The organism is Actinoplanes sp. NPDC051494 (assembly GCF_044454705.1).
Taxonomy (GTDB): domain Bacteria; phylum Actinomycetota; class Actinomycetes; order Mycobacteriales; family Micromonosporaceae; genus Actinoplanes.
On the sequence record NZ_JBITDZ010000001.1, the window covers coordinates 87,581 to 112,849 of the forward strand.

Consider the following 25,269-nt stretch of genomic DNA (forward strand, 5'->3'; position numbering starts at 1 on the left):
ACCCCGTCAGTCCTCGAACGCCTCCGGCGACGGGCACGAGCAGACCAGGTTCCGGTCACCGTACGCACCGTCGATGCGCCGCACCGGCGGCCAGTACTTCGCCGTCCGGTCCACACCCGCCGGGAAACCGGCCAGCGACCGCGGATACGCGTGCTCCCACTCGTCCGCCGTCACCGCCGACGCCGTGTGCGGCGCGTTGTGCAACGGGTTGTCGTCCGCCGGCCACTCCCCCGCCGCGACCCGGTCGATCTCACCCTTGATCGCGATCATCGCCGCACAGAACCGGTCCAGCTCGGCCAGGTCCTCGCTCTCCGTCGGCTCCACCATCAACGTGCCCGCCACCGGGAACGACATCGTCGGCGCGTGGAACCCGTAGTCGATCAGGCGCTTCGCCACATCGTCGACCGTCACCCCGGTCGCCTTCGTGATCGGCCGCAGATCCAGGATGCACTCGTGCGCGACCAGACCCTCGTTACCCGCGTACAACACCGGGTAGTGGTCCCGCAACCGAACCGCCACGTAGTTCGCCGCGAGCACCGCCGCCGACGTCGCCGCCGCCAGCCCGTCCGGGCCCATCATCCGCAGATACGCCCACGAGATCGGCAGAATCCCCGCCGAACCGTGCGCCGCCGCCGACACCGCGTGCGTGTCCGGCTCCTGCGACAACGGATCACCCGGAAGGTACGGCGACAGATGCGAGCGCACCGCCACCGGACCCACACCCGGACCGCCACCACCATGCGGGATGCAGAACGTCTTGTGCAGGTTCAGGTGCGACACGTCCGCCCCGAACTTCCCCGGCTTCGCGAACCCGACCAGCGCGTTCAGGTTCGCCCCGTCCACGTACACCTGACCGCCCGCGTCGTGGACCTTGCCGCACAGGTCCGCGATGCCCTTCTCGTACACCCCGTGCGTCGACGGGTACGTCACCATGATCGCCGACAGCGCGTCCCGGTGCTTCTCGATCTTCGCGTCCAGATCCGCCAGATCGACGTTGCCCATCTCGTCACAGGCCACCACCACGACCCGCATGCCCGCCATCACCGCACTGGCCGCGTTCGTGCCGTGCGCACTCGACGGGATCAGGCACACGTCCCGGTGCGCCTGACCGTTCGCCCGGTGGTAACCCCGGATCGCCAGCAGACCCGCCAGCTCCCCCTGCGACCCCGCGTTCGGCTGCACACTCACCGCGTCGTACCCGGTGACCTCCGCCAGCCAGCCCTCCAGCTGCGCGACCAGCGCCTCGTAGCCCACGGTCTGCGACGCCGGCGCGAACGGGTGGATGTTCGCGAACTCCGCCCACGTCACCGGCTCCATCTCGGTGGTCGCGTTCAGCTTCATCGTGCACGACCCCAGCGGGATCATGCCCCGGTCCAGCGCGTAGTCCCGGTCCGACAGCTTGCGCAGGTAACGCAGCATCGCCGTCTCCGAACGATGCGAATGGAACACCGGGTGCGTCAGGTAATCCGTCTGCCGCAGCAACCCGGCCGGGATCCCGTCGACCACCTCCGGCGCGTCCGCGGCACCGAACGCCGCCAGCACCCGCGCCACGTCCGCCGGCGTCGTGGTCTCGTCCGCCGCGACCGACACCCGGTCCGCGTCCACCAGCCGCAGGTTCACCCCGCTCGCCTCCGCGGCCGCCACCACCGCGGCGGCCCGGCCCGGCACCACCGCGGTCACCGTGTCGAAGAACGCCGTGTTCGTGACCTCCACACCCGCACCGGCCAGCCCGGACTGCACCGCCCGCGCCATGTTGTGGGCCCGCTGCGCGATCGCCCGCAACCCCGCCGGACCGTGGTACACCGCGTACATGCTCGCCATCACCGCGAGCAGCACCTGCGCCGTACAGATGTTGGAGGTCGCCTTCTCCCGCCGGATGTGCTGCTCCCGCGTCTGCAACGCCAGCCGGTACGCCGGCGCGCCGTCCGCGTCCTTCGACACCCCCACCAGACGACCCGGCAGCGACCGCTCCAGCCCGGCCCGCACCGCCAGATAACCGGCGTGCGGACCACCGAACCCCAGCGGTACGCCGAACCGCTGCGTCGTGCCCGCCGCGATGTCCGCCCTGATCTCCCCCGGGGTCCGCAGCAACGTCAGCGCCAGCAGATCCGCCGCCACCGTCACCAGCGCGCCCACCGCGTGCGCCGCCTCGACCAGCGGCGCGTGATCACGCACCGCACCCGAGGCACCCGGCCACTGCAGGTGCAACCCGAAGAACTCGGCCGGCAGCTCCTCGCCCACCGCCAGGTCCACCAGCCTCAACTCGATGCCCAGCGGCTCCGCCCGGGTCCGCAGCACCGACAACGTCTGCGGGAACGTGTCCGCGTCCACCACGTACACGTTGCTCTTGCTCCTGGACGCCCGGCGCGCCAGCGTCATCGCCTCCGCGACCGCCGTGCCCTCGTCGAGCATCGACGCGTTCGCCGTCGTCAGCCCGGTGAGGTCGGTCACCATCGTCTGGAAGTTCAGCAACGCCTCCAACCGGCCCTGACTGATCTCCGGCTGATACGGCGTGTAAGCGGTGTACCACGCCGGGTTCTCCAGCACGTTGCGCCGGATCACCGCCGGCGTGAACGTCGCGTAATACCCGAGCCCGATCATCGAGGTCGCCACCGTGTTGCGGCCCGCGATCTCCCGCAGCTCGGCGATCGCCTCCTCCTCCGACGCCGCGGCCGGCAGCTTCAGAGCGCCGTGCCAGCGGATCACCTCGGGAACAGCGGCATCCATCAGCGCCTCGGCGGAGGCATATCCGATGGCCTTGAGCATCTGGGCCTGCGCGTCCTCATCCGGACCGATGTGGCGATGGGCGAACGTCATGACAGCTCCCGCGGCAGAAGGTCGGCACACAACCTCCCCCTCTGTTACCCACGACGAACTCCAGAGTCGCCTCCCCGCGCGGTCCTTTTGCCTGAGAGGTTCCGGGGAGGATTTGCCCCTTCGGCGCCGCCTGACCAGTTGACTGCCCTGGCTGACGGTCTCTCCCGCGCGGGTGTTCGGCTACCGAAAAACCTACCAGTGATCAACTTCCGCGCCGCTATCCCTAGGCTGTGGTGTGTGACCTACTCTGCCGCTGAGACGCGCTACGACACGATGACCTACCGCCGGGCCGGCAAGAGCGGACTCAAGCTCCCCGCCCTCTCCCTCGGCCTCTGGCACAACTTCGGCGAGAACAAGCCGTTCGAGACCCAGCGCGCCATCGTGCGCCGCGCGTTCGACCTGGGCATCACCCACTTCGACCTCGCCAACAACTACGGACCGCCCTACGGCAGCGCCGAGACCAACTTCGGCGAGCTGCTGCGCAGCGACCTCAAGCCCTACCGCGACCAGCTGATCATCTCCAGCAAGGCCGGCTACGACATGTGGCCCGGACCGTACGGCGATTTCGGCAGCCGCAAATACCTCATCAGCTCGCTCGACCAGTCCCTGGGCCGCCTCGGCCTCGACTACGTCGACATCTTCTACCACCACCGTCCCGACCCGGAGACCCCGATCGAGGAGACGATGGGTGCCCTCGACGCCATCGTCCGCAGCGGCAAGGCCCTGTACGTCGGCCTCTCGAACTACACCAGCGCCCAGACCGCCGAGGCCGCCGCCGTCCTGACGTCGCTCGGCACCCCGCTGCTCATCCACCAGCCGTCGTACTCGATCCTCAACCGCTGGACCGAGAAGGACAACCTGCTCGACACCCTCGAGGAAGCCGGCGCCGGCGCCATCGCGTTCAGCCCCCTGCAGCAGGGCCTGCTCACCGACCGCTACCTCAACGGCATCCCGGACGACTCCCGCATCCGCACCAGCCGCTTCCTCAACGAGGACGCCCTGGACGCCGAGACGCTGGGCCGCCTGCACTCGCTCAACGACATCGCCGGGCGCCGCGGCCAGAGCCTCGCCCAGATGGCCCTCGCCTGGGCCCTGCGCGACCCCCGCATGACCAGCCTCATCATCGGCGCCAGCAGCGTCACCCAGCTCGAGAACAACGTCCACGCCCTCGACACGCTGCAGCTCAGCGACAGCGAGCTCGCCGAGATCGACGCCACCGTCCTGGATCGGTGACGCTGTCCCCCACCACGACCCGCCCGGCGTACAGGTTCTGTCCGCCCGGCGGGTCACTTTTGCGCGCGGTAGCCGGACGCACACCCTCTAGAGCATCCTAGGAACCTAGGTGTGAAGAGTCGCCGCCGAGCTGCCACATCTCGTAGTTGCCGCATTCCGCGGTGATCCCGGCCGTCGCCCGGGCCGCGGTGACGAAGTCGTCGACCAGCGGCTCGGCACGCGACGCCACCACGGCGAGGCACACCTGCTCGGGCGCCAGCTCCGGGACCGGCACGAAGCTGACCTCCGGATGCGAGTGGAACACGGTCGCCGACCGGGCCAGGAACGAGACGCCCCGCCCGGCCGCGACGTGCTCGAGCGTCTCGTCCACGCCGCGTACCAGATATCCGGCATCGGGGTGCGGGCGCCGGGTGGGCTGCGCGCTCGTGCCGGGCCAGACCAGCGGCTCGCCGGCCAGGTCGGCCTCGGTGATCTGCTCCTTGCCGGCCAGCCGGTGCCCGGCCGGCAGCACCGCCACCCGCGGCTCCGCGTACAACGGGGTGACGCGCAGCCCGGCCTCGTCGATGGGCAACCGCACGTAGGCCACGTCGACGCGGCCGTCGAGCAGCATCGCGGCCTGGTCGTCGCCCTCCACCCGCTGCATGTCCACCACCACGTCCGGGTGCCGGGCGGCGAACTCGCGTACCGCCGCGGTGACCGCGACGCCCGCCCGGAAGCCGATCATCAGCCGCCGCCTGCCACGCGCCGCCACGGTCACCCGGCGGCGCACCGCCTGCGCGGAGGCCAGCATCAGCCCGGCGTCGGTGAGCAACTGCCGGCCGGCGTCGGTCAGCGCGACGCCGTGACTGTCCCGGATCAGCAACGGGGTGCCGAGATCGTGCTCCAGCGCGCGGACCTGCCGGCTGAGCACCGGCTGCGCGATGTGCAGTTCCTCGGCGGCGCGGCCGAAGTGGAGCTGATCGGCGACCGCGACGAAATAGCGCACCTTGCGCAGGTCCAGATCCATGGGGCCTCCCGGTCCGGCGATGCCCTCAGGGTATCGCGGCCACCGAAAGAGGTCTTGGACGCCCATTCCGGAAAATGACAACCTCAATGGGTACCTGACATTCCATTCCGGAAAGCGAGCAATTCATGAGCAGCATCAGCATCATCGGCCCGGGTGACATGGCCGGCGCCCTCGCCGGCCGGGCGCTCGCCGGTGGCAACAGCGTCGAGATCATCGGTCGCGACCCGGCCCGGGCCGCGGCCCTGGCCGCCACACTCGACGGCGCCACCGTGGGCGTACCCGGCGCCACTCCGGCCGGGGACATCGTCGTCCTCGCCATGCCGTACGCCGGGGCGGCCGCGGCGGTCAGCGCGTACGGGAATGCCCTGCACGGCAAGGTGATCATCGACATCTCCAACCCCGTCGACGCCGGTCTCACCGGCTTCGTCACCCCCGGGAACAGCTCCGGCGCGCAGGAGATCGCCAAGGCCGCCCCCGCCGGCGCGCCGGTCGTCAAGGCGTTCAACACCGTGTTCTCCCACGTCCTGGCGGCCGGCGATCGCCCGCTGGACGTGTTCCTCGCCGGTGACGACACGCAGGCGAAAGCACACGTCTCGGCCTTCATCGAAAGCATGGGACTGCGCCCGCTGGATGCCGGACCACTGTCCATGGCACGGGCCCTGGAAAACCTCGGCCTATTGCAACTGGGCCTGGTCACCCATTCCGTCAAGCACACCAATTTCTTCGTCGGCGTCACCACTATCAGCTGAAGGACAGCGACATGCGCGTTTTCGTCACCGGTGGGACCGGTCACTCCGGTTCATACATCATCGCCGAGCTCATCGCCGCCGGGCACGAGGTCACCGGCCTGGCCCGGTCGGACGCCGCGGCGGCGACACTGACCGCGTACGGCGCGACAGTGCGCCGTGGCGACCTCGAAGACCTCGACGGCCTCCGGGAAGCCGCCGCGCAATCCGACGGCGTCGTCCACGTCGCGCACCGGCAGGACCTGCTGCCGACCGGCGGACTCGACGCGGTGGCCGCCGCGGAGCTCCCGATCGTGCTCGCGCTCGGCGACGCCCTCGCGGGAACCGGGAAACCGCTGGTCACGGCCGGGAGCATCGGCTCAGCCGGGCAGCACCGGCTGGGCCGCACGGCCACCGAGGAGGACCCGGCCCTGCCCGGCGGCGACGAACACAAGGGCACCCTGCACGCCCGCAACGTCGTCGAGACCGCGGTCATCGGCCTCGCCGAACGGGGAGTGCGATCCTCGGTCGTCCGGATAGCCACCATCGCGCACAGCACCACCGATCGCACCGGCTTCCTCAAGCAGCTGATCGCGTTGGCCGAGCAGAAAGGATTCGTCGGCTACCCCGGGGACGGCGCGAACCTGTGGAACGCCGTACACGCCCGCGACGTCGCCTCTCTGTTCCGCCTGGCGCTGGAAAAGGGGCCGGCCGGCTCCTATTGGCACGCGGTCGGGGACGAGGACCTCCCGCTCCGCACGATCGCCGAGGCCATCGGCAACCGTCTGGGACTGCCCGCCGTGAGCATTCCCCTGGACGTCCTGATGGTGCCCGGGTACTTCGGGTTCCTCGCGAACCTGGTCACGCAGAGCTACCCGGCATCCACCCTCATCACCCGCCGGACCCTCGGCTGGGAACCCACCCGGCCCGGTGTCCTCGCCGACCTGGACAACGGCAACTACTTCCCGATCACACCCCCTCAAGCATCCTAGGAGGCTAGGTGGTATCGGCCCGGGCGCGGTGGGCGTCTACGCTGTGGGGGTGTTCACCCGCGAACGCGACGCCCCGGCCGCTCCGAGCCCGGTCGTCCACCTGGCCCGCCCCGGCCGCCCCGTGCTGGTCACCGGCACGCTCAGCGAGCTGACCGGCCCGACGTCCGGGCTGGTCGAGCTGCCCCTGCGCCTCTGGTGGAACCCGCACCGCACCTTCGACCTCGGCCAGCACACCATGCTGCTCTGGATGTACGAGAACGTTCTGCGCGAGGCCGTCCGCGTCGACGAACTCCGCACCCACCTGCACGGCCCGACCCTCACCCGGCTCTGGCCCGACCTCAACCTCCCCCGCGCCGTCCGCGCCGCCTGGGAAGCCCGCCACCCGTCCCTGCGCCGCCTCGCCCAAGCGGCATAGGACCGGGCGCCAGGCCGCTCCCGGGCCAGTCCGTCTCATGGTGGGCCGTTGCGCGCGGGCCGGGCCGTCTGCGGGCCGCCGGGCAGGCACCTCGTGTCAGGCTGTTCGAACCGGGGCCACGCGCCGCAGAGCACGATGAGGCCGGATCTCCGCAGGAGGGCGTTCGGCGCCGGTCGGCAGAGTCAGCGGGTGTGCGGGGTGATGATGCCGCCGACGGTGGCGACCCGTAGTGCGGTGGCCACGTCGGGGCGCGGGCCGGTCAGCGAGGTGAAGAGTTCCCGCAGGAGATCCTCACCCCGCTAGCGCCCGGTGGAGGAGTTGTCCGGTGGTGGCGGTAACCTTCTCGCCGCCACCTCGCCGGGGCCGGTCTCGAGGCCACCCCACTCGAACAGCAGGAAGTGCATCACCTCGAGGACGGCCGCCCTGTTCACAAGGTGCCGCACCGCCTCGTACCACCCATCGTCGACGGGTTCGCCGTCCGGGTCCAGGCACTGCCCCCGGGTCCATCCGCCGCCGGCGTACCAGAGCACGAAGCCGAGCTCGTCGCGCGACTGCACCGCGATCAGATCGTCCCAGGGCAGCCAGCCGGGGGCGGCGGCGACCAGGTCGTAGGGCACCGGCGCGAACGGGGTGGCGCTGTCGCGGCTCATCCCGAACAGGACGAGCCGTGCCAGTTGCCGTCCCCGGTGCACCACCGTCCGTCCGTCCCGAAGGTCCGGTCCGGGGCGAACCCGGGTGACGCGGTCGCGACGGTGCAGGCGGCCACCCCGCGGCGCCACAGGTCCCGGGGCTCGGGCAGCTCCACGGGCTCCCCCATCGGCCCATGATCGCACCGCCCCCTACCGCGATCCACCAGGCATTAAGGTGCGCTCATGCCGACCCTCTCCACCAGCCGGGCGCTGGTCGCCGGAGCCGCACTGGTCGCCGTCGGGGCTCTCGCCGGCAGCCTGCTGACCCGGGTGGCGCACGACCCGCACACCGCGACGGCCGAGGTGCTGACCGGCACGGTGCCGTGGTCGAACCAGCAGATCCGCCGGTTCGCGTTCGAGGCGGACGGCGAGCCCCGCAACCCCCTGGGCGACCAGACGTTCTACGAGTTCGTCGTCGACGACCTCACCGTCCCGGGCTGCCTGGCCGGCACGAACGACGACCCGGTCCGGGAGGATCGGCGGCGGGTCGAGGTGGAGGCCATCCACCAGAGCTTCGACGGACCGCGGGAGGTCAACATCGCCCTTTCCGTACGATGCCTGGACGCCGCCGGATGACCGCACTCGTCGCGTGGCTGCGCGAGCAGCTGGAGATCGACGTGCAGGCGGCGGACACGGTCGACCTCCTCGACCTGGAACTGCCGGAGCCGCCGCCCGCGGTGCCGGGCATGGTGTTCATGTCCCCCGAGGAATACGTGAGCCTGACCGGGGTGCTCTCCGGTGACCGGATCCGCGCGAACGCCGCCGCGCTGCTCCGGATCGTCGACCGGCACGCGGAGTGCGGGAGCGGAGCCGGATACTGCCGGGGGCCGCTCGAGGACGGTGCCCTCGGCTGCCCGGACCTGCTGGACGTCGCCGCGATGTTCACCGGGCGGCCGGGGTTCAGATGGTGAAGCCGCCGTCCACGTTCACCGTCGCGCCGGTGAGATAGCGGCTGTCGGGGCTCGCCAGGAAGCCCACGGCCGCCGCGATGTCGGCCGGATCCGCGTAGTGGCCGAGCGCGATGAAGTCGCGGATGGTGCCGGCCATGGGGCCGTCCGCGGGATTCATCTCGGTGTCCGTGGCGCCGGGGTTGACCAGGTTCACGGTGATGGCGCGGGGGCCGAGCTCCCGGCCGAGGGCTTTGGTGAGGCCGGTCAGCGCGGTCTTGCTCATGGAATACAGCGCGAAGCCCGGGAAGACGGTCCGGCCGACCATGTTGCTGCCGATGGTGATGATGCGCCCGCCCGCGCCCAGGTGCCGGGCGGCGGCCTGCGACGCGACGAACGGCGCCCGGACGTTGACCGCGACCGTCTGGTCGAACTGCTCCAGGGTGAGCTCCTCGAGCGGGCCGACGATGAACACCGCGGCGTTGTTGACCAGGATGTCCAGCCGCCCCCCGGTCTCGGCAACCTGGTCGACGGCCGCGACGACCGCACCCGGGTCGGCGCTGTCGGCGCACACCGGGATCGCCCGGCGGCCCTCCGCGCGGATCCGTGCGGTCACGGCGTCCGCCTGCTCCTTGTCACTGCGGAACGTGAAAGCGACGTCGGCTCCCTGCCGCGCCAGCCGCACCGCCACCGCCGCCCCGATCCCCCTGCTGCCGCCGGTGACCAGGGCAACCTTGCCGTCCAGAGTGGTTTCCATGCCGCCAAGCCTGCCGCGTCCCGGCGCGGATGTCTGGCGGGGATCGGACCTCGAATTCGGGGACCGGACGAGGGGTCACTCGGCCTGCCACAGTTCGACGCGGTGGCCCTCCGGGTCGGTGACCCAGCCGAACCGGCCGACCCCCGCCATGTCCTGGATGTCGTCGGCCACGTCCGCGCCCTTGGCCCGCAGCTGGGCGAGCATCGCGTCGAGGTCGCGGACCCGGAAGTTGATCATGGACTGCTGGGTGGGTGACCCGAGGTAGCCGGTCCCGGACTCGAAGGTCGCGAAGACCGTCGGCCCGGGCTCCTGGTGCCATGTGCCGTTCTCGTCGGTTGCCAGGCCGAGGCAGTCGCGGTACCAGGCGCTCAGCGCCTCCGGGTCGGTGGCGCGCAGGAAGTATCCGCCGATGCCGAGTACACGTTCCATGTGGCTATCTTGGCAGGATGGACACCGGGGACCGGCCGGCACACGCCCGGCGGATGCTCGCCGGCCAGAAGAGCGATCAGCCGAGCCACCACGAGCACGGCCACGAGAGCGACAGCGGGCGGGCGGGCGACCGCGACAGCGGGCGAAGCCGTCGACGAAGGCGATGCGGTCGGTGGTGATGCCGCAGGGCAGCGACGCGCTGCTGGTCACGCCCGGCACCGACCTGTGCTGTCTCACCGGGTACCCCGCGCCGGTCAACGAGCGTCTGACCTGCCTGCTTCCTGCCCGCGACGGGTGAACCCACGCTGATCGTGCCCCGCCTCGAACGCGCCTTGGCCGAACGCGCCCTGGCCGAACACGCCATAGCCGGGCGGACAACGGCGGGGCGGACAACGGCCGGGCGCGAGTGGGCATCGGACGGGGGACGAGCGGAGCCGCTGCGAGGATACGGCTGATCGACCATCCGGACGGCGCCGACCCCGGGATCCTCCTGGCCGGGCAGCTCCGGGACGCCCGGCGGGTCGCGGTGACCGGCACGATGCCCGCCTGGCATCTTCTGCCGTTGCAGCGGCTCCTGCCCCACGCGGCGTGGGTGCAGGCTCCCACCAGGCTGCGCGCGGTGAAGTCAGCCGCCGAGATCGACGCGCTGGCCGAGGCCGGGGCCGCTGTCGACCAGGTACACCGGCAGATGGGTCGGTGGCTGCGGCCCGGGCGCACCGAGGCCGCCGTCGCCGCGGACTCGCGGACGCGATCCGGGACGCCGGGCATGCCAGCACCGGCTTCGTCATCGTGGCGGCCGGGCCGGGCCGGAGGGGGCCGGCCCGCACCACCGGAGCGGGGTCGCGGGTCGTCGAGGCCGGTGACCCGGTCGTGGTCGACATCGGCGCGACGATGCCGGGCGGCTACCGCTCCGACTGCACGCGTACCTATGTCATGGGTGATGCCGCACCCGCCGACTTCCTTGCCTGTCATCCGATTTTGCAGGCCGCTCAGCGGGCCGCGGTCGACGCCGTCGCGCCCGGGGGCATCCGGCCGCCGCCGGGTACGGCGACGCGTTCCTGCACCGCACCGGCCACGGGATCGGGCCGGACACCCACGAGGACCCGCATCTCGTGGGTGTCCCCACGCCCCTGGTCGCGGGCCCGGCGTCTACCTGCCCGGCCGGCACGGTGCGCGCATCGGGGACATCGTCGCGTGCACCGCCACCGGATACCGCAGGTTGAACACGACCGGCACCGACCTGGTGCGTCGGTGCGGGGTCAGTGCGGGCCGACCGCGACGATGCGGATGGCGGCCGCGCCGATCTCGTCGCTGGCGGCCAGGTCGATCTCGGCCTCGATGCCCCAGTCGTGGTCGCCCTCGGGGTCCTCGAAGACCTGGCGGACCTTCCAGGACGCCGCGCCCTGCTCGATGTGCAGCAGGGCCGGGCCGCGGGCCGACGGGCCGGTGCCGACGACCGGGTACTCGGCGTAGTACTCCTCCATGGCCTGGATCCAGCGGTCGGTGGTCCAGCCGGTCTCGGCGTCGAGGTCGGCGAGCTCGTCCGGGCGGCGCAGGGCAAACAGCTCGACGCGGCGGAACAGGGCGTTGCGGACCAGGACGCGGAACGCGCGGACGTTGCGGGTGACCGCCGGCGGCCGGTCGTCGAGCGGGGAGACCTCGGCGACCTCGGCGCCCGGGTTGCGCAGGCGTTCCCACTCGTCGAGCAGGCTGGAGTCGACCTGGCGGACGAGTTCGCCGAGCCATTCGATGAGGTCGGTGAGCTCCTCGGTGCGGGCGTCCTCGGGGACGGTCTGGCGTACGGCCCGGAACGCGTCGGCGAGGTAGCGCAGCACCAGGCCCTCGGAGCGGGACAGGCCGTAGTACGAGACGTACTCGGTGAACGTCATGGCGCGTTCGTACATGTCGCGGACCACGGATTTGGGCTTGAGCTCGTAGTCGGCGACCCACGGGTGGCCGCGGCGGTACGTCTCGTAGGCCGCGTCGAGCAGTTCGACCAGGGGCTTGGGGTACGTGACCTGTTCCAGCAACTCCATGCGCTGGTCGTACTCGATGCCCTCGGCCTTCATGGCGTTGACCGCTTCGCCCTTGGCCTTGAACTGCTGGGCCGACAGCACCTGGCGGGGGTCCTCGAGGGTGGACTCGATGATGGACACCACGTCGAGCGGGTAGTCCGGGGATTCCTTGTCGAGCAGTTCGAGGCTGGCCAGCGCGAACGGGGACAGCGCCTGGTTGAGCGCGAAGTCGAGCTGCAGGTCGGAGACGAGGCGGTACGTGCCCTCGTGCTTCTCGATGACACCGCCGGCGAGCAGCGCGCGGGTGATGGCGATGGCCCGGCGGATGTGCTTGCGCTGGGCGGCCGGCTCCTCATGGTTGTCGGTGAGCAGGTGCCGCATCGCCTCGAACGGGTTGCCGCCGCGGGCGATGACGTTGAGCAGCATCGCGTGCGACACCTGGAACGACGAGGTGAGCTGCTCGGGTTCGGCCGACACGAGCCGGTCGAAGGTGGGCTCACCCCAGCCGATCGTGCCCTCCGGGGGCTTCTTGCGGACGACCTTGCGCCGCTTCTTCGGGTCGTCGCCGGCCTTGGCGAGCATCTTCTCGTTGTCGATGACGTGCTCGGGGGCCTGGACGATGACCGTGCCGAGGGTGTCGTAGCCGGCCCGGCCGGCGCGACCGGCGATCTGGTGGAACTCGCGGGCCTTGAGCAGGCGGGTACGCACCCCGTCGTACTTGCTCAGCCCGGTGAACAGCACGGTCCTGATGGGTACGTTGATACCGACGCCCAGGGTGTCCGTACCGCAGATGACCTTGAGCAGGCCCGCCTGCGCGAGAGTCTCGACCAGCCGGCGGTATTTCGGCAGCATGCCGGCGTGGTGCACGCCGATGCCGTGCCGGATCAGGCGCGAGAGCGTGCGCCCGAAGCCCGCGGTGAACCGGAAGTCGCCGATGGCGGCGGCGATCGCGTCCTTCTCGGCGCGGGTGCACATGTTGATGCTCATCAGCGCCTGGGCGCGCTCCAGGGCGGATGCCTGGGTGAAGTGCACGATGTATACCGGGGACTGATGGGTGGTGAGCAGCTCTTCGATGGTCTCGTGCAGCGGCGTCTTCGCGTACGAGAACAGCAGCGGGACCGGCCGTTCGGCGTTGGTGACCGTGGCGGTCGGGCGGCCGGTGCGCCGGGTGAGGTCCTCGACGAAGCGGGTGGTGTCACCGAGCGTGGCGGACATCAGGATGAACTGGGCCTGCGGCAGCTCGATGATCGGCACCTGCCACGCCCAGCCGCGGTCCGGCTCGCTGTAGAAGTGGAACTCGTCCATGACGACCTGGCCGACGTCGGCGTCGGCGCCCTCGCGCAGCGCCAGGTTGGCCAGGATCTCGGCGGTGCAGCAGATGATCGGCGCGTCGCCGTTGACGTGCGCGTCGCCGGTGAGCATGCCGACGTTCTCCACGCCGAAGACCTTGCACAGGGCGAAGAACTTCTCCGAGACCAGGGCCTTGATCGGCGCGGTGTAGAACGTGGTGCGCTTGTCGGCCAGGGCGGCGAAGTGCGCGCCGGTCGCCACCAGGCTCTTGCCGGAGCCGGTCGGGGTGCTCAGGATGACGTTCGCCCCGGTGGCGACCTCGATGAGCGCCTCCTCCTGGTGCGGGTAGAGCGTCAGGCCCTGCTCGGTGACCCACGTCTGGAAGGCGTCGAAGACGGCGTCGGGTTCGGCGGTGCCCGGGAGGCGATCGGTCAGATTCATGATGGGGTCGAGTCTATTGCCTGACCCGCACAGCACCGTGGCCGGACGCGGGAGCGCGTCCGGCCACGGAAGGGACCGTGCTGTGGAGTGCGGGTGACTCAGGCGGCGATCGCCGCGTAGATCGGGCCGGCCACGCTGCCCGCGAGGCCGATGACGGCAGCGAAAACGGCGACTGTTGCAGTGATCTTGGCGCGCATCTGGGGAGCCTTTCCGGTGGTGACTGGCCTCGCTGGAACCACGATCTGCCCGGCGGGTTGCACCTGGGGACGCAATCGGTTGCCGATCGGTTGCGGTGGGTCACAACGCCGGCTGGTGGCGGGTCAGCGTCCTGACATCGAGCGCCACCGTGGGATGACCAGGCCGTCCGGCACCTCGTCGGGTGAGTCCGGGTGGGCGGCCATCGTGGTCGTGGTGGCCCAGGCGAAGTAGTCGTGCAGCTCCCGGCGCACCGGGTCGCCCGCGGCCAGCCCCACGTCGTCGAGGGCGCCGTCGAAACAGGCGATCGCCCGCCGGTCCATCTCCTCGTGCACACCGTTGCCGCTGTGCATCCGGACCACCCGGCTCTCGGCGATCCCGGACACCGGCCCGCCGAGCGCCTCGGCCCAGTACGCGGCGAGGTGCTCGGTGTGGTCCGGGTCGTAGCCGTGGCTGAACGCGTGCGCCACCACCTCGTCGGCCAGCACCCGCGCGTGCCAGGCGCCCGCCAGCCGCCGCATCGCGTCCATCCCGCCCGCCGCCTCGTACACGCTGGTCATGGCTTCAGGATGCCCCGGATCACCGCGATCTCGGCGAGTGCCGCGCGGTAACCGTCGGGGGATTCCTCCCACAGCTCCCGCCACTCCGAGTCCGGCCCGGCCACCCGGTCCAGGGCGCGCAGGGCCAGCGGCGCGATGTCGGCGGGCACCTCGAGAGTGCCGCCCTCGATGAGGAACGTCGGCGCGTACGGCGTGGTCAGCGGTGTGCCGCCCGGCAACTGCGAGGCGACGACGGCCGCCGCGGCGATCGCGTCGCAGGACAGGTCGCTGTCCAGGTACTCGCCGTCGTGGTCGGCCACCGCGGTGAACGTCCGCCGGACCGCGCCCACCCGTTCGGCGGGGTCCATGTCGTGCAGGGCGCCGCACCAGTCGGCGGCGCTGTCGTTGTCGAACGCCCCGGAATCCCAGGTTCCCATGATCGGATACCCCTCTATGTCGTGCGGGGCCAGCCGGCGAGACGCTCCCGCAGACGGGCCACATCGGATGCGGTCAGGCCGTACAGAGCGAACCGGGCGTCGTCGAGCCGGTCCAGGTAGCGACCGGCGTCGGCGATGTCCTCCTCCTCGAGGGTGTCGTCCATGGCGTGGGCGAGCTCCATCACCCGCTCCAGCGGATAACGTTCCAGCGCCGCGGCGACGTCGATGTAGTCGCGCACCTCACGCCGGTTGACCAGCGCGGCCACCTTGGAGCCGATCAGGTCGTCCAGGTGCATGACCGGCCCGACGTCCATCACCACCGGGGCCCGCCGCCGGTCCAGCCGGGTCAGCGTCAACCGCAGCGCCCGCCGCCCGTCGGCGACGTGATACTCCCGCAGGTCCTCGTCCATGCCCTCGAACATCTCGTCGGCCACCTCCCGGAACACCTGGTAACCGGCGGCGCTCAGCGCCGCGGTCACGTCGGTGGCGGCCGCCTCGACCGCACCGGCGGTGTCGGTGAACAGGTCGATGTCCTCGGTGGGCCGCCGGACCAGGCCGTTCACCAGCCAGGCGACCCCGCCGCCCAGCACGAAGCGGTGCTTGCGCCCCACCGCGAGGGCGATGGTGGCGACATCCCGGTAGAAGTCGTCGATGTTCGAACTCACGCCGCAGAACCTACCGCCCGGGTACGACAGTCCGATGCCCGTGCCGCGGCCGGACCGGGGACGTGTTCCGGAACCCGGACTCCCGCCGCACGAACGCGAACGGGTTGCCGCGTATCGCCTCGTCCAGCCGGTCGGGGGACGACTCGTTGAGCGCCTACGTTGTCAAGCGTGCATGTGTGGACATGTCGATCGCGGCGAGCTCCATCCGGTCCCATTCGCGCTGAGCGAGATCGGCGAAGGAGCGGTAGACGGGGCTCGCGGCCCAACGCTCGTACGCGGCACCATAGATGGCCGCGCCCACCAGGCCGGTGAGATCTGCCGTGCTGTCGGAGACGTCGCGTGCCCGGAGCGCGTCGGTCATCGCCGCAGCGAGCACGGCACGCTTCCGCGCCGCACGCTCCCCCAAGGACGCCGAGGACGCGATCAGCCGCGCCCTGAGCGCAGCATGACGATGCCGGTCAGCGTCGAAGATGCCGTCCGCGGCGAGGACTGCAGCGCCCGCCAGCTGCAGAGGCGACGCATCCGCGGGGCCCCCTGCGATTGCCTGCCTGAACGTGTCGGCGAGGAGGTCCTGGCCCCAGAACAGCACCTCCGGCTTGTCGCGGAAGTAGCGGAAGAACGTCGCTTTGGACAGCCCCGCGCGCTGCGCGATCTCGGTGGTCGAGACCGCGTCGAAGCCGCGCTCGGCGAACAGCTCGAGGGCTGCATCTTCGAGACGCGCATGCGAGTCGGGCAGCCAACGAGACACAGCCCGATCGTAGCCGACGTACCGATGAGACCAAGTCTCATACCGATGTATGCTGATGAGACCAGGACTCATCACGCGCAGCGTCCGAGACCGAAGGAACCCCCATGACCAGGCGCATTGTCACCGGACACGACACCGAGGGCACATCTCGCGTCGTCGATGACCGCACCGTGGATCCCGTCACGTCGGAGCTGATGCCCGGCTTCGCAGCGCACCGGCTGTGGAGCCGCGACGACGTCCCCACGTTCCCCGACGACGGTTCACCCCGTCCCGTCGCGACGTACTTCCCGCCCGTGGGTGGGTCACGTTTCGTGGTCATCACTCATCCACCGGAGGGCGCGACGCCGGCACCGGACGTGGACCTCGCCGCGGCGGCAGCGACGTTCGAGGTGGACATGCCCGGCGTGACGGCGGCGTCGGAACCCGACGGCATGCACACCAGCGACACCATCGACTACCTGATGGTCGTTCGCGGCGAGGCGACGCTCGAGCTCGGCGACGGCTCGGCAACCGTGCTCCGCGAGGGAGACGTCATCGTTCAGAACGGCACGCGTCATGCGTGGCGGAACTACGGCTCCGAGCCCTGCACGCTCGTTGCCGTCTCCATCGGTGCAGAGCGCACAGCTCCGCAGTGACTCCTCGGCGGGGAAGGCGTCCTCGGGCACTGCCCGGCGGTCAACCTGTAGCGCGCGGCCGGCCCGCCGGCTGATCAGGCTCCGTTGTCCTGGGGCGGCACCGGGTCGTCGTACGCTCCCGGGGTGCCGGTGTGGCGCTCGCCGTCGAGGTAGGGCCACGGGTTGGGCTTGCAGCCGTGCAGGCCGAGGGTCTGCTGCTGCATGACCGGGGCCGGTTCGCCGGCGCCGCCGCAGCGTTCGTGGCCGTGGCCGAGGCGGTGACCGACCTCGTGGTTGACCATGTACTGGCGGTACGTGGCCAGGGACGCGCCGAAGTTCGGGACGCCCTTGACCCAGCGGGCGACGTTGAGGACCACCTTGTCGCCGTTGCGGCAGGACGTGTAGCCGTCCGGGGCGCTCTCGCACAGCCGGTCGCGGGTGCGCGGCGTGGCGAGATAGACGGTGAAGTCGGCGGCCTCACCCGGCCCGGTACGACGCAGGCGCAGGGTGCCGCCGGCGGTCCAGCCCCGGGGGTCCTCGAGGGTCTCGCTGACCGCGTCGGCGAACCGGCGCACGTTCAGGCCGTCGATGTCCTTCTCCACCAGGACGCGGTAGCGCAGCAGCGTGCCGGTGTCACCGCCGATGAGGGTGGACGCGGGGGCCGTGCGCCACTCGCCGCCGCCCCCGGCCGGGTACGTGATCGCCTTGCGGGTGGTGCGGGCCGGCCGGGCCGGGGCGCGGGACGTGAGCTCCGGCGCGACGGCCGGTGCGGACGCGTCCGGGGCCGGTGCGGCCACCGGCTGCAGGGCCCGGCACGAGGCCAGGCCCAGTCCGGTCGCCACCGCGGCGGCCAGCGCCACGGTGGCGATGCGCATGCGTCCCACACCATCTGATCGGCGGGGGCGCCGATGGGCTGAGCGGTGCGTCACGCAGCCACCGGGGCGGCCGGGTGCGGGGCCGCCGGGCGCAGCGCGCTAGGGAAACGCGGGGCCACCGGGGTGATCGACTTCTCGACCACGATCGCGTGCCAGAGGCAGAACATGGCCACCGTCCAGACCTTGCGGGAGTTGTCGGCCTCCCCGGCGCGGTGCTCGGCGAGCAGGCGCTGGGCGTACCCGAGGTCGAGCAGGTGCCCGGCCTGGGAACCGTCGAGCAGCGCGCCGATCCAGTCCCCGATCTGGCCCTTGAGCCAGACCCGGGTCGGGGTGGGGAAGCCCAGCTTGCGGCGGTCGCGCACCGACTCGGGGACGATGCCCCGCATGGCCTCCCGGAACGCCATCTTGGTGCCCTGGCCGTGGCTGGGCAGTTTCAGCTCGGTGGGCAGCCCGGCCGCGGCGGCGTACACGGCCTGGTCGAGGAAGGGCACGCGCAGTTCCAGCGAGTGCGCCATCGACATCCGGTCGGCCTTGGCGAGGATGTCACCCTGCAGCCAGGTGTGCAGGTCCACGTACTGCATGGACGCCACGTCGTCGACGTCTGCCGTCTCCGCGTACAGATGCGAAGTGATCTTGGTGTGGGGTTCGGCGGTGAACCGCATGAGGGTTGCCTTCTCCTCGGGGGAGAAGATGCGCGCGTTGCCGTAGTAACGCTCCTCGATCGGGGTGGTGCCGCGCTCCAGGAAGCTGCGCCCCTTCATCCCCTCCGGCATCACGTGCGACAGGTTGCGCAGGCCGCGCTTCATGCCGGCGGGCAGCCGGTCGATGCTCGCCAGCGACAGCGGCTCCCGGTAGATCGTGTAACCGCCGAACAGCTCGTCCGAGCCCTCGCCGGACAGCACCACGGTGACGTGCTGCGAGGCGGTCCGGGCCAGGAAGTACAGCGGTACGAGCGACGGGTCCGCCACCGGGTCGTCGAGCAGCTGCACGATCCGGGGCAGCTCCCGGATGACGTCGTCCTCGCTGATGATCGTCGGGGTCAGCCGCACGCCCAGCTGGTTCGCGGTGTCCTGGGCGATCTCGATCTCGGAATACGCGGCGTCGTCGAACCCGGCGGTGAACGCGTGCAGGTCCGGCTTGACCTCCTTGGCCAGCGCGACGATCGCCGACGAGTCGACGCCGCTGGACAGGAACGCGCCGACCGGCACCTCGGCGTGCATGTGCTTGCGCACGCTGTCGCGCAGGGCGTCCTGGATCGCCTGGTACGCGACCTCGGGCTGCAGGTTCAGCGGTCGCAGCGACGGCCGGAAGTAGCGCTCCTGGCGCTGCCCGCCGGTCGGGGTCCACGTCATCCGGTGCCCGGCCGGCAGCCGCTTGACGTGCCGGTGCAGGGTCATCGGCTCCGGCACGTACTGGAACGTCAGGTAGTGCGCGAGCGCGTCGGTGTCCAGCGCGGCACCGGAGTTCCCGCTGAACGCCAGCAGCGCCTTGCGCTCGCTGGCCAGGAACAGCCCGTCGGAGGTCTCCAGCACGTACAGCGGCTTGATGCCGAACGGGTCGCGGGCCGCGTGCACCGTGCCGGTCCAGTGGTCGTAGGCCACGAACGCGAACATCCCGCGCAGCCGGGGCAGGGCGGCGGCACCCCAGTAGTGGAACGCCGCGGCGAGCACCTCGCTGTCGCCGTGCGTGGCGAAACTGGCCTGGTGCTCGCGGATCAGGTCGGCGCGCAGCTCGCGGTAGTTGTAGATCTCGCCGTTGAACACCACGGTCCAGCGCCCGGCCTGCGGGCCGTCGGCCGGGTAGTGCGCCGGCTGGGCGCCCTCCTCACGGTCGATGATGGCGAGGCGCTTGAACCCGAACGCCAGCCCGTCCTTGAACTCGACCTGGGTGTCGTCGGGCCCGCGGTGGTGCATCGTCTCCAGCGCGATCTGGAAGGCCGACGCCGTGGCGGGGTCGGGGACCCCGGCCTGCGGACGGCTGCTGACGAAGACGGCAAGACCACACATCGCGTACTCCTGTCGTTGACGGCGATTGCGTGGGACGAACGTTAGGAAACCGGCTGTGAGGAACTTGTGAGGAAGTGACCCGGATTCGTGATGACGCGAAAATCGGTCGGGTTCTTCACGAGAACCGCACATTGTTGCCGCGATCGGCGAGAATCGTCAGCCGTGACAGCTCGCATCCTCATCGCCGACGACGACCCGAAGCACGCCCAGCTCATCCGGCTCTATCTGGAACGTGAGGGGCACCAGGTGCTGACCGTCGGCGACGGCCGGGCGGCGCTGGAGATGGCCCGGGCCCGCCGGCCCGACCTGCTCGTGCTGGACGTGATGATGCCGCTGGTCGACGGCCTGGACGTGTGCCGCATCCTGCGCGCCGAGTCGGACGTGGCGATCCTGCTGGTCACCGCCCGCTCGTCGGAGAACGACATGCTGCTCGGCCTGGACATCGGCGCCGACGACTACCTGGCCAAACCGGTCAGCCCGCGCGAGCTGACCGCCCGGGTGCGGGCGCTGCTGCGCCGCATCGGCACCACCGACACCCCGTCGTCGGTGCTGCGGGTGGGTGAGCTCGAGGTCGACGCGGGGCGTTTCGAGGTACGGGTGGCCGGTGAGCCGTTGACCCTGACCGCCAAGGAGTTCGGGATCGTCGAGCTGCTCGCCCGCGAGCCGGGCCGCGTCTTCACCCGTGGGCAGATCATCGACAAGACCTTCGGCTTCGAGCACGACGTGTCCGAACGCACCGTCGACGCGCACGTCGTGAACCTGCGCCGCAAGATCGAGTCGAACCCGGCCGAACCCCGGTACGTGCAGACCGTCTACGGCCGTGGGTACCGGATGGCCGAGCAGTGAGCTTCCGGCTGCGGATCTTCGTGCTGGTGATGGTCGTGGCGGTCACCGCGATCGCCGCCACCGCGTCGCTGATCCTGAGCCTGACCTCCCGGCAGTACGAGAACTCCCAGCGCGAGACCGTGAACCGGCAGGAGGAGATCGTCGACGCGGTGCAGCGCTTCGGGCTGCTGCGCGGCCGCTGGCCCGGCCTGGACACCGCGATCGCGGACCTGTCGCAGGGCACCGGGCTGCACATCCAGCTGCGCACCGAGGACGGGCAGACCCTGGTCGACTCGGACACCATCGCCGGCGACACCTCCGGCCCGGTGCAGGGCGCCGCGCTGGGCGTCGACGCGCGCCCGCAGCTGGCCAGGGAGATCGCCGACGCGGACGTCCCGTGGGCGCTCAAGGTCACCTCCGTCATGCCGCACGACCTGTTCACCGAGAACGTGCTGACCACGGCCGCCGACGCCGCCCCGCAGGCCCGGATGGTCCGGCAGGTGGCGCAGTACCGCGCCGCCCTGGTCGCGGTCCGCTGCATCGCGGAGGAGACCGAACCGGTCGACGGGGACGGCCCGGAGGCGGTGCTCGGCAGTGACAAGGCGCCCTACCTGAACCGCGACCAGCTCACGAAATACCCGGCCTGTCTGAAGAAGGCCGAGGTGAAGGTCCTCAACGACAGCTACTGGCTGATCGACATCTGGGGCACCTACAACCGCTGTGTCGGCGGTGACGTGCGGATCCCCGCCCGGTTGGAGAAATGCCTCTACTCCACGTTCACCTACGGGGTGACGAGCTCGTCGGCCGTACCGCTGCAGCTCTATCTCGGGGCGAAAGCCGGCACCGACGTCGGTCAGCTCGGCCGCCCCGCCGCCCTGGGTCTGCTCGGCCTGGTCGCGGTCGCGTTCGCCGGGACGCTCTGGATCGCCCGCCGGGTCAGCGACCCGGTGGCCCGGCTCACCGAGGCGTCCCGCCAGCTCGCCGACGGCCGGCTCGACGTGCGCGTCCCCACCCGCGGGCGGACCGAGCTGGCCCGCCTCTCCTCCTCGTTCAACGCGATGGCGGAGGCGGTCCAGCGCAGCGAGGAACGCCAGCGCCGGCTGGTCGCGGACGTCGCCCACGAGCTGCGTACGCCGATGTCCAACCTGCGCGGGTATCTCGAGGGCCTCTCCGACGGGGTGGTCGAGCCCAGCAAGGAGCTGTTCGTGTCGCTGCACGAGGAGGTCATGCTGCAGCGCCGCATCCTCGACGACCTGCAGGTCCTGGCGCTGGCCGAGGCCGGCGACCTGAAATACACCAAGTCACCGGTCGACCTCGCCGACCTGGTCGCCGGCGGCGCGACCGCCCACCGCGCGGTGGCCGCGGAGGCCGGGGTCGCGCTCACCGTCGACGCCCCGTTCCCGGTCACCGTCACCGCCGACGCGGACCGCCTGCGCCAGGTCCTCGGCAACCTGCTCAGCAACGCCATCAGATACACCGACAAGGAGGGCCACATCCTGGTGCGGGTCCGGGCCGCGCAGACCGCGGCGGTCCTCACCGTCCAGGACACCGGCGTCGGCATGACCGCCGGCGACGTGTCCCGGGTCTTCGACCGCTTCTGGCGTGCCGACCCCACCCGCCAGCGGGCCACCGGCGGAACCGGCCTCGGGCTGACCATCTCGCATCGCATCGTCACCGACCACGACGGCCGCATCGAGGTGACGAGCAAACCCCACATGGGCACGACCTTCACCGTACGGCTGCCGCTGTCGGCCCCCTCAGACTGAGCCGCGGAGCAGGAGTTCGGTGCCCTGCAGTACCAGCGGCGCGGGCTCACCGGCGATCAGTTTCTGGGCCTGGGCGACCGCGAGCTCGCCCATCCGCCGCTTGTCGAGATAGATCGTGGTCAGCGGCGGTTCGAGGAGCTCGCCCAGGCTGAGACCGTCGAAACCGATCAGGGCCAGGTCGGCGGGGATCGTCAGGCCGAGGTCACGGGCGGCCCGGTAGGCGCCGAGGGCCACCACGTCGTTGAACGCGAGGACCGCGGTGAGCTGCGGCCGGGTCGCGTACAGCGCGGCCAGGCCGGACTCGCCACCCGCCATGGACTGGGCGACCGCCACGACCGCGCCGTCCGGCACCGGCACGCCCTGGGCGGCCGTCTCGTCGAGGAACACGGCCCGGCGCGCGGGATCCTGGGCGTGCGGGCAGTCGATCATGCCGATCCGGCGGTGCCCCCGGGCGACGAGGTGCCGGACCGCGGCCCGCACCCCGGTCTCCACGTCGATGTCGACGCCGGCGAACGCCGGGTCCCGCGGGCGCCGGTTCATGAGCACGAGGGGCACGCCCCCGATCGCGGCGGCAACGACGTCGTCCGGCTGGAACAGGTACGCGATGAGCGCGTCGACCTGCCCGGACAGTGAGCGCAGCAGCTCGGGTTCGCGGTCGACGTCGTCCTGGGCGCTGCTGACCACGACCTGCCAGCCCCGGTCCCGGGCCGCGTCGATGACACCGGCGATCAGCTCGGGGAAGAACGGGTTGACCACGTCGGGCACCAGCAGGCCGATGGTGGTGGTGCCGCTGCTGACCAGCCCCCGGGCGAAACGCGACGGGCGGTAGCGCAGCTCCCGTGCGGCGTCGAGGACGCGGCGCCGGGTCTCCGGGTCGATCTCGCCCTTGTCGTTGATGGCCCGCGACACGGTCTGGTGCGAGACCCCGGCGAGCTTGGCCACGTCCCGCAGGGTGACCCGCCGCGCACCGGCGCCGTCCTGCTGTTCTTCTCCCACGATGACCGCATCGTAATCCGCGCCCCGGACACACCGGGACGCCCGGGCCCGAAAACCGGCTTGACGCGACCCCGGGTAGCGGTGGACCATCGCCGTTAACGGTCACGTGATCGTTAACGGCGACAGGAAGTGAGCGGTCATGGACCCGGTGGCACTGATGCTGAGCATCCAGCGAACCCAGCGAGAAGCACGGTCGGCGCTGCCGTGCGCCGAGGTCCGAACCGGGAGGACCCGCTGGGAACGCATACGGGAACACACAGCGGCAGCCGCGCGCCGGGCCCTGCGCCGACCGCCGGCCTAGGTCACCGAGCCGGCGCTGCAGGCCGGGCCGGATCGGGGTCCGGGCGACAGGGAGCCGGACCACACGAAGGCCGGGCCGACAGGGGAACCAAGCCGCACGGGCGCCGGGTCGCAACGGGGCCGGGCCGAAACGGGGATTGGTCAGCCGATGGGGATGTCGGTGATGCGGAACAGGCCGGGCAGATCGACGGTGACCGCGGTGACCGACGTGGCCGGGCGGGGGAACCAGAGTGGCAGGGCCCGTTCGCCGCCGGGTGGGATCGGGCGGGTCAGGTCGCGTTCGCACAGGCAGGTCCAGTCGCCGGCCGGTGCGCGGTAGTCGAGCGGGTACGACGCGGTCGTGCCGTCGAGCAGGCGGATCCCGGCGCTGCCGGACGTCCCCCCGGGATCGACGTCGCCGCGGGCCAGGGCCGGGCGGGCACCCAGCAGACCGGCCAGCACGACGTCGCGGTCACCGACGTTGCGGGCGACGAGACCGACCAGCAACGCGTCGCCGACGACCCCGACCGTCGACGGTACGAACGCCACGTCCCCACCGTCGTCCGGCAGCGTGACGGTGACCCCGGTGGGGCCCGTACCGCGTACCCCGGTGGTGTCGGGAAGCGGGACCGGCGGCGCGGGTGACGGCGGTCCCGGACGGTAACCGATCGTGACGCGGCGGTTGAGGTGCCGGCTCACGGCGTCGGTGTTCGGGACCGCCCAGAGTCGCTCGCCCTCCCCCACGACGGTGATCGGGCGCTTCGGGGTGATCGCGTCGGCGACCACCGCCGCGCGCTCGCGGGACAGCTCCCGGTTGCGGGCGGCCGGGCCGGTGTCGTCGGTGTGCCCGGTGACGGTCAGCTCCCCCGCCACCGCCACCGCCGCAGCAGAGTCGGACGGGCCGGTGACGGCTTCGGATGCCGCGGTGATGAGGCCGGTCGCGGCCGGGGTGAGGTTCGCGGTGCCCGGGGTGAACAGGACGTCGGCGTCGAGGGTGAGTTCCGCGTGCTGCGGGGTGCCGCGGATGGTCATCGCCGTGTCGAGGCGTTCGCGGTAGGAGCTCAGCTCGCCCGACTCCGACGCGAACACCGTTGTCAGGTCCAGCGCAAGGCCGTGCGGGGGCAGGGGCGGTGGGCCGTTGCGTACGGGGACGCCGGTGACCACGCCCCGGCCCGGCAGCAGCACCGACATCCGGGTGACGGCCGCCGGGACGCCGGTGAACGCGGCCTGCAGCTGCGCGCTCTCCCCCGCGCCCAGGTCCCTCGCGAGCGTGCACACGCAGCGGGGGTCGTCGGCGGCCCGGGTCGCGGTGGCCCAGACCCGCCGGGAGGTGCCGTCGAGCAAGCGACCACCGTCGTACGCCGTGGTGCCGTACCGGCTGAACCAGGTGGACGCGGCGACCGGGTCCGTGCCGGCGGTGACCCGCACGGTCAGGACCACGGTGGTGCCGGCCCGGGTCAGTGCCGCCACCGTCACTCCGGCGTGGACGGAAGCGGGCACTCCGGGGTGGACGGACGGAGCCGGTTCGCACGCCGCGGCACCGAGGACCAGCACGGTGAGTACGGCGAGGGCTGCGCGCATCACGTCAGCATAGGGATCGGCCGACGCGAACAATCGGGTTGCGGGCC

At 71.4% G+C, this 25,269-nt stretch carries 25 protein-coding genes, 1 pseudogene and 1 riboswitch; of the genes and pseudogenes, 11 read left to right on the forward strand and 15 right to left on the reverse strand.

The annotated features are described in order from the left end of the window. Positions 1 to 6 precede the first annotated feature (6 nt). Positions 7 to 2,817, reverse strand: a complete 2,811-nt coding sequence (gene gcvP, locus ACIA6A_RS00415) for an aminomethyl-transferring glycine dehydrogenase (protein ID WP_396095173.1) — start codon at positions 2,815 to 2,817, stop codon at positions 7 to 9. Between the two features lie 69 nt (positions 2,818 to 2,886). Further along, positions 2,887 to 2,994, reverse strand: a riboswitch (glycine riboswitch). A 60-nt stretch (positions 2,995 to 3,054) separates the two neighbouring features. Between gcvP and mgrA the strand changes: the two genes are divergently transcribed. Then, positions 3,055 to 4,050, forward strand: a complete 996-nt coding sequence (gene mgrA, locus ACIA6A_RS00420) for an L-glyceraldehyde 3-phosphate reductase (protein ID WP_396095174.1) — start codon at positions 3,055 to 3,057, stop codon at positions 4,048 to 4,050. A 97-nt stretch (positions 4,051 to 4,147) separates the two neighbouring features. On the opposite strand, the gene ACIA6A_RS00425 is transcribed toward mgrA, so the two are convergent. Then, positions 4,148 to 5,056, reverse strand: coding sequence for a LysR family transcriptional regulator (locus tag ACIA6A_RS00425; protein WP_396095175.1), 909 nt, complete (start codon positions 5,054 to 5,056; stop codon positions 4,148 to 4,150). A 125-nt stretch (positions 5,057 to 5,181) separates the two neighbouring features. Here ACIA6A_RS00425 and ACIA6A_RS00430 point away from each other — a divergent pair, with 125 nt between their 5' ends. From ACIA6A_RS00430 to ACIA6A_RS00440, 3 genes are read left to right on the forward strand one after another with little or no spacing between them, the layout of a single operon-like run. Next, a complete protein-coding gene (locus ACIA6A_RS00430) occupies positions 5,182 to 5,805 on the forward strand; it encodes an NADPH-dependent F420 reductase (protein ID WP_396095177.1) in 624 nt (207 codons plus the stop codon). Between the two features lie 11 nt (positions 5,806 to 5,816). Continuing rightward, positions 5,817 to 6,773 (forward strand): SDR family oxidoreductase, encoded by a 957-nt coding sequence (locus ACIA6A_RS00435; RefSeq protein ID WP_396095178.1) that lies wholly within the window; start codon positions 5,817 to 5,819, stop codon positions 6,771 to 6,773. Positions 6,774 to 6,816: 43 nt separating this feature from the next. Then, positions 6,817 to 7,188: a hypothetical protein gene (locus tag ACIA6A_RS00440; protein ID WP_396096417.1), complete on the forward strand. Its 372-nt coding sequence runs from the start codon at positions 6,817 to 6,819 to the stop codon at positions 7,186 to 7,188. 299 nt (positions 7,189 to 7,487) lie between these two features. Here ACIA6A_RS00440 and ACIA6A_RS00445 read toward each other — a convergent pair whose 3' ends face one another. Further along, on the reverse strand, positions 7,488 to 7,838 hold the full coding sequence (locus ACIA6A_RS00445) for a hypothetical protein (protein WP_396095179.1): 351 nt from the start codon (positions 7,836 to 7,838) through the stop codon (positions 7,488 to 7,490). Then, positions 7,835 to 8,005: a hypothetical protein gene (locus ACIA6A_RS00450; protein WP_396095180.1), complete on the reverse strand. Its 171-nt coding sequence runs from the start codon at positions 8,003 to 8,005 to the stop codon at positions 7,835 to 7,837. The genes ACIA6A_RS00445 and ACIA6A_RS00450 overlap by 4 nt, the downstream gene beginning before the upstream one ends. 55 nt (positions 8,006 to 8,060) lie before the next feature. Between ACIA6A_RS00450 and ACIA6A_RS00455 the strand changes: the two genes are divergently transcribed. Next, on the forward strand, positions 8,061 to 8,453 hold the full coding sequence (locus ACIA6A_RS00455; RefSeq protein WP_396095181.1) for a hypothetical protein: 393 nt from the start codon (positions 8,061 to 8,063) through the stop codon (positions 8,451 to 8,453). Further along, complete coding sequence (locus ACIA6A_RS00460) at positions 8,450 to 8,788, forward strand: hypothetical protein (RefSeq protein ID WP_396095182.1); 339 nt, start codon at positions 8,450 to 8,452, stop codon at positions 8,786 to 8,788. Before ACIA6A_RS00455 ends, ACIA6A_RS00460 begins: the two co-directional genes overlap by 4 nt. On the opposite strand, the gene ACIA6A_RS00465 is transcribed toward ACIA6A_RS00460, so the two are convergent. Both ACIA6A_RS00465 and ACIA6A_RS00470 read right to left on the reverse strand, forming a co-directional pair. Next, the gene (locus ACIA6A_RS00465; protein ID WP_396095183.1) at positions 8,778 to 9,521 is read right to left on the reverse strand and encodes an SDR family NAD(P)-dependent oxidoreductase; all 744 of its coding nucleotides are present in this window, start codon (positions 9,519 to 9,521) and stop codon (positions 8,778 to 8,780) included. The two genes, ACIA6A_RS00460 and ACIA6A_RS00465, sit on opposite strands and share 11 nt — an antisense overlap. A 75-nt stretch (positions 9,522 to 9,596) precedes the next feature. Continuing rightward, entirely contained in the window at positions 9,597 to 9,950 is a 354-nt protein-coding gene (locus tag ACIA6A_RS00470) for a VOC family protein (protein WP_396095184.1), read from the reverse strand. Between the two features lie 163 nt (positions 9,951 to 10,113). Between ACIA6A_RS00470 and ACIA6A_RS00475 the strand changes: the two genes are divergently transcribed. Both ACIA6A_RS00475 and ACIA6A_RS00480 read left to right on the forward strand, forming a co-directional pair. Further along, positions 10,114 to 10,248: a hypothetical protein gene (locus ACIA6A_RS00475; protein WP_396095186.1), complete on the forward strand. Its 135-nt coding sequence runs from the start codon at positions 10,114 to 10,116 to the stop codon at positions 10,246 to 10,248. A 491-nt stretch (positions 10,249 to 10,739) separates the two neighbouring features. Further along, positions 10,740 to 11,173, forward strand: a pseudogene (locus tag ACIA6A_RS00480) (M24 family metallopeptidase). Positions 11,174 to 11,209: 36 nt separating this feature from the next. On the opposite strand, the gene ACIA6A_RS00485 reads toward ACIA6A_RS00480, so the two are convergent. The 5 genes from ACIA6A_RS00485 to ACIA6A_RS00505 form a co-directional block, all read right to left on the reverse strand. Next, complete coding sequence (locus ACIA6A_RS00485; protein WP_396095187.1) at positions 11,210 to 13,696, reverse strand: DEAD/DEAH box helicase; 2,487 nt, start codon at positions 13,694 to 13,696, stop codon at positions 11,210 to 11,212. A 320-nt stretch (positions 13,697 to 14,016) separates the two neighbouring features. Beyond that, complete coding sequence (locus tag ACIA6A_RS00490) at positions 14,017 to 14,451, reverse strand: oxidoreductase (RefSeq protein ID WP_396095188.1); 435 nt, start codon at positions 14,449 to 14,451, stop codon at positions 14,017 to 14,019. Beyond that, complete coding sequence (locus tag ACIA6A_RS00495; RefSeq protein ID WP_396095189.1) at positions 14,448 to 14,867, reverse strand: DUF4259 domain-containing protein; 420 nt, start codon at positions 14,865 to 14,867, stop codon at positions 14,448 to 14,450. The genes ACIA6A_RS00490 and ACIA6A_RS00495 overlap by 4 nt, the downstream gene beginning before the upstream one ends. Before the next feature lie 14 nt (positions 14,868 to 14,881). Beyond that, positions 14,882 to 15,532 (reverse strand): nucleotidyl transferase AbiEii/AbiGii toxin family protein, encoded by a 651-nt coding sequence (locus ACIA6A_RS00500; protein ID WP_396095191.1) that lies wholly within the window; start codon positions 15,530 to 15,532, stop codon positions 14,882 to 14,884. A 154-nt stretch (positions 15,533 to 15,686) separates the two neighbouring features. Next, positions 15,687 to 16,280 carry a TetR family transcriptional regulator gene (locus tag ACIA6A_RS00505; protein ID WP_396095192.1) on the reverse strand — a complete coding sequence of 198 codons (594 nt, stop codon included), beginning with the start codon at positions 16,278 to 16,280 and terminating at the stop codon, positions 15,687 to 15,689. 104 nt (positions 16,281 to 16,384) lie between these two features. Between ACIA6A_RS00505 and ACIA6A_RS00510 the strand changes: the two genes are divergently transcribed. Continuing rightward, positions 16,385 to 16,915, forward strand: coding sequence for a cupin domain-containing protein (locus tag ACIA6A_RS00510; protein WP_396095193.1), 531 nt, complete (start codon positions 16,385 to 16,387; stop codon positions 16,913 to 16,915). A 74-nt stretch (positions 16,916 to 16,989) separates the two neighbouring features. On the opposite strand, the gene ACIA6A_RS00515 is transcribed toward ACIA6A_RS00510, so the two are convergent. Then, on the reverse strand, positions 16,990 to 17,769 hold the full coding sequence (locus ACIA6A_RS00515; RefSeq protein WP_396095194.1) for a DUF3152 domain-containing protein: 780 nt from the start codon (positions 17,767 to 17,769) through the stop codon (positions 16,990 to 16,992). 50 nt (positions 17,770 to 17,819) lie between these two features. After that, positions 17,820 to 19,775: an asparagine synthase (glutamine-hydrolyzing) gene (gene asnB, locus ACIA6A_RS00520; RefSeq protein ID WP_396095195.1), complete on the reverse strand. Its 1,956-nt coding sequence runs from the start codon at positions 19,773 to 19,775 to the stop codon at positions 17,820 to 17,822. Between the two features lie 162 nt (positions 19,776 to 19,937). On the opposite strand from asnB, the gene ACIA6A_RS00525 reads away from it, so the two are divergent. Further along, positions 19,938 to 20,621 carry a response regulator transcription factor gene (locus ACIA6A_RS00525; protein WP_396095196.1) on the forward strand — a complete coding sequence of 228 codons (684 nt, stop codon included), beginning with the start codon at positions 19,938 to 19,940 and terminating at the stop codon, positions 20,619 to 20,621. Continuing rightward, positions 20,618 to 22,366: a sensor histidine kinase gene (locus ACIA6A_RS00530; protein WP_396095197.1), complete on the forward strand. Its 1,749-nt coding sequence runs from the start codon at positions 20,618 to 20,620 to the stop codon at positions 22,364 to 22,366. The genes ACIA6A_RS00525 and ACIA6A_RS00530 overlap by 4 nt, the downstream gene beginning before the upstream one ends. On the opposite strand, the gene ACIA6A_RS00535 is transcribed toward ACIA6A_RS00530, so the two are convergent. Both ACIA6A_RS00535 and ACIA6A_RS00540 read right to left on the reverse strand, forming a co-directional pair. Continuing rightward, positions 22,358 to 23,362 carry a LacI family DNA-binding transcriptional regulator gene (locus ACIA6A_RS00535; RefSeq protein ID WP_396095198.1) on the reverse strand — a complete coding sequence of 335 codons (1,005 nt, stop codon included), beginning with the start codon at positions 23,360 to 23,362 and terminating at the stop codon, positions 22,358 to 22,360. The two genes, ACIA6A_RS00530 and ACIA6A_RS00535, sit on opposite strands and share 9 nt — an antisense overlap. A 441-nt stretch (positions 23,363 to 23,803) precedes the next feature. Continuing rightward, complete coding sequence (locus ACIA6A_RS00540) at positions 23,804 to 25,222, reverse strand: OmpA family protein (protein ID WP_396095199.1); 1,419 nt, start codon at positions 25,220 to 25,222, stop codon at positions 23,804 to 23,806. Between the last annotated feature and the right edge of the window lie 47 nt (positions 25,223 to 25,269).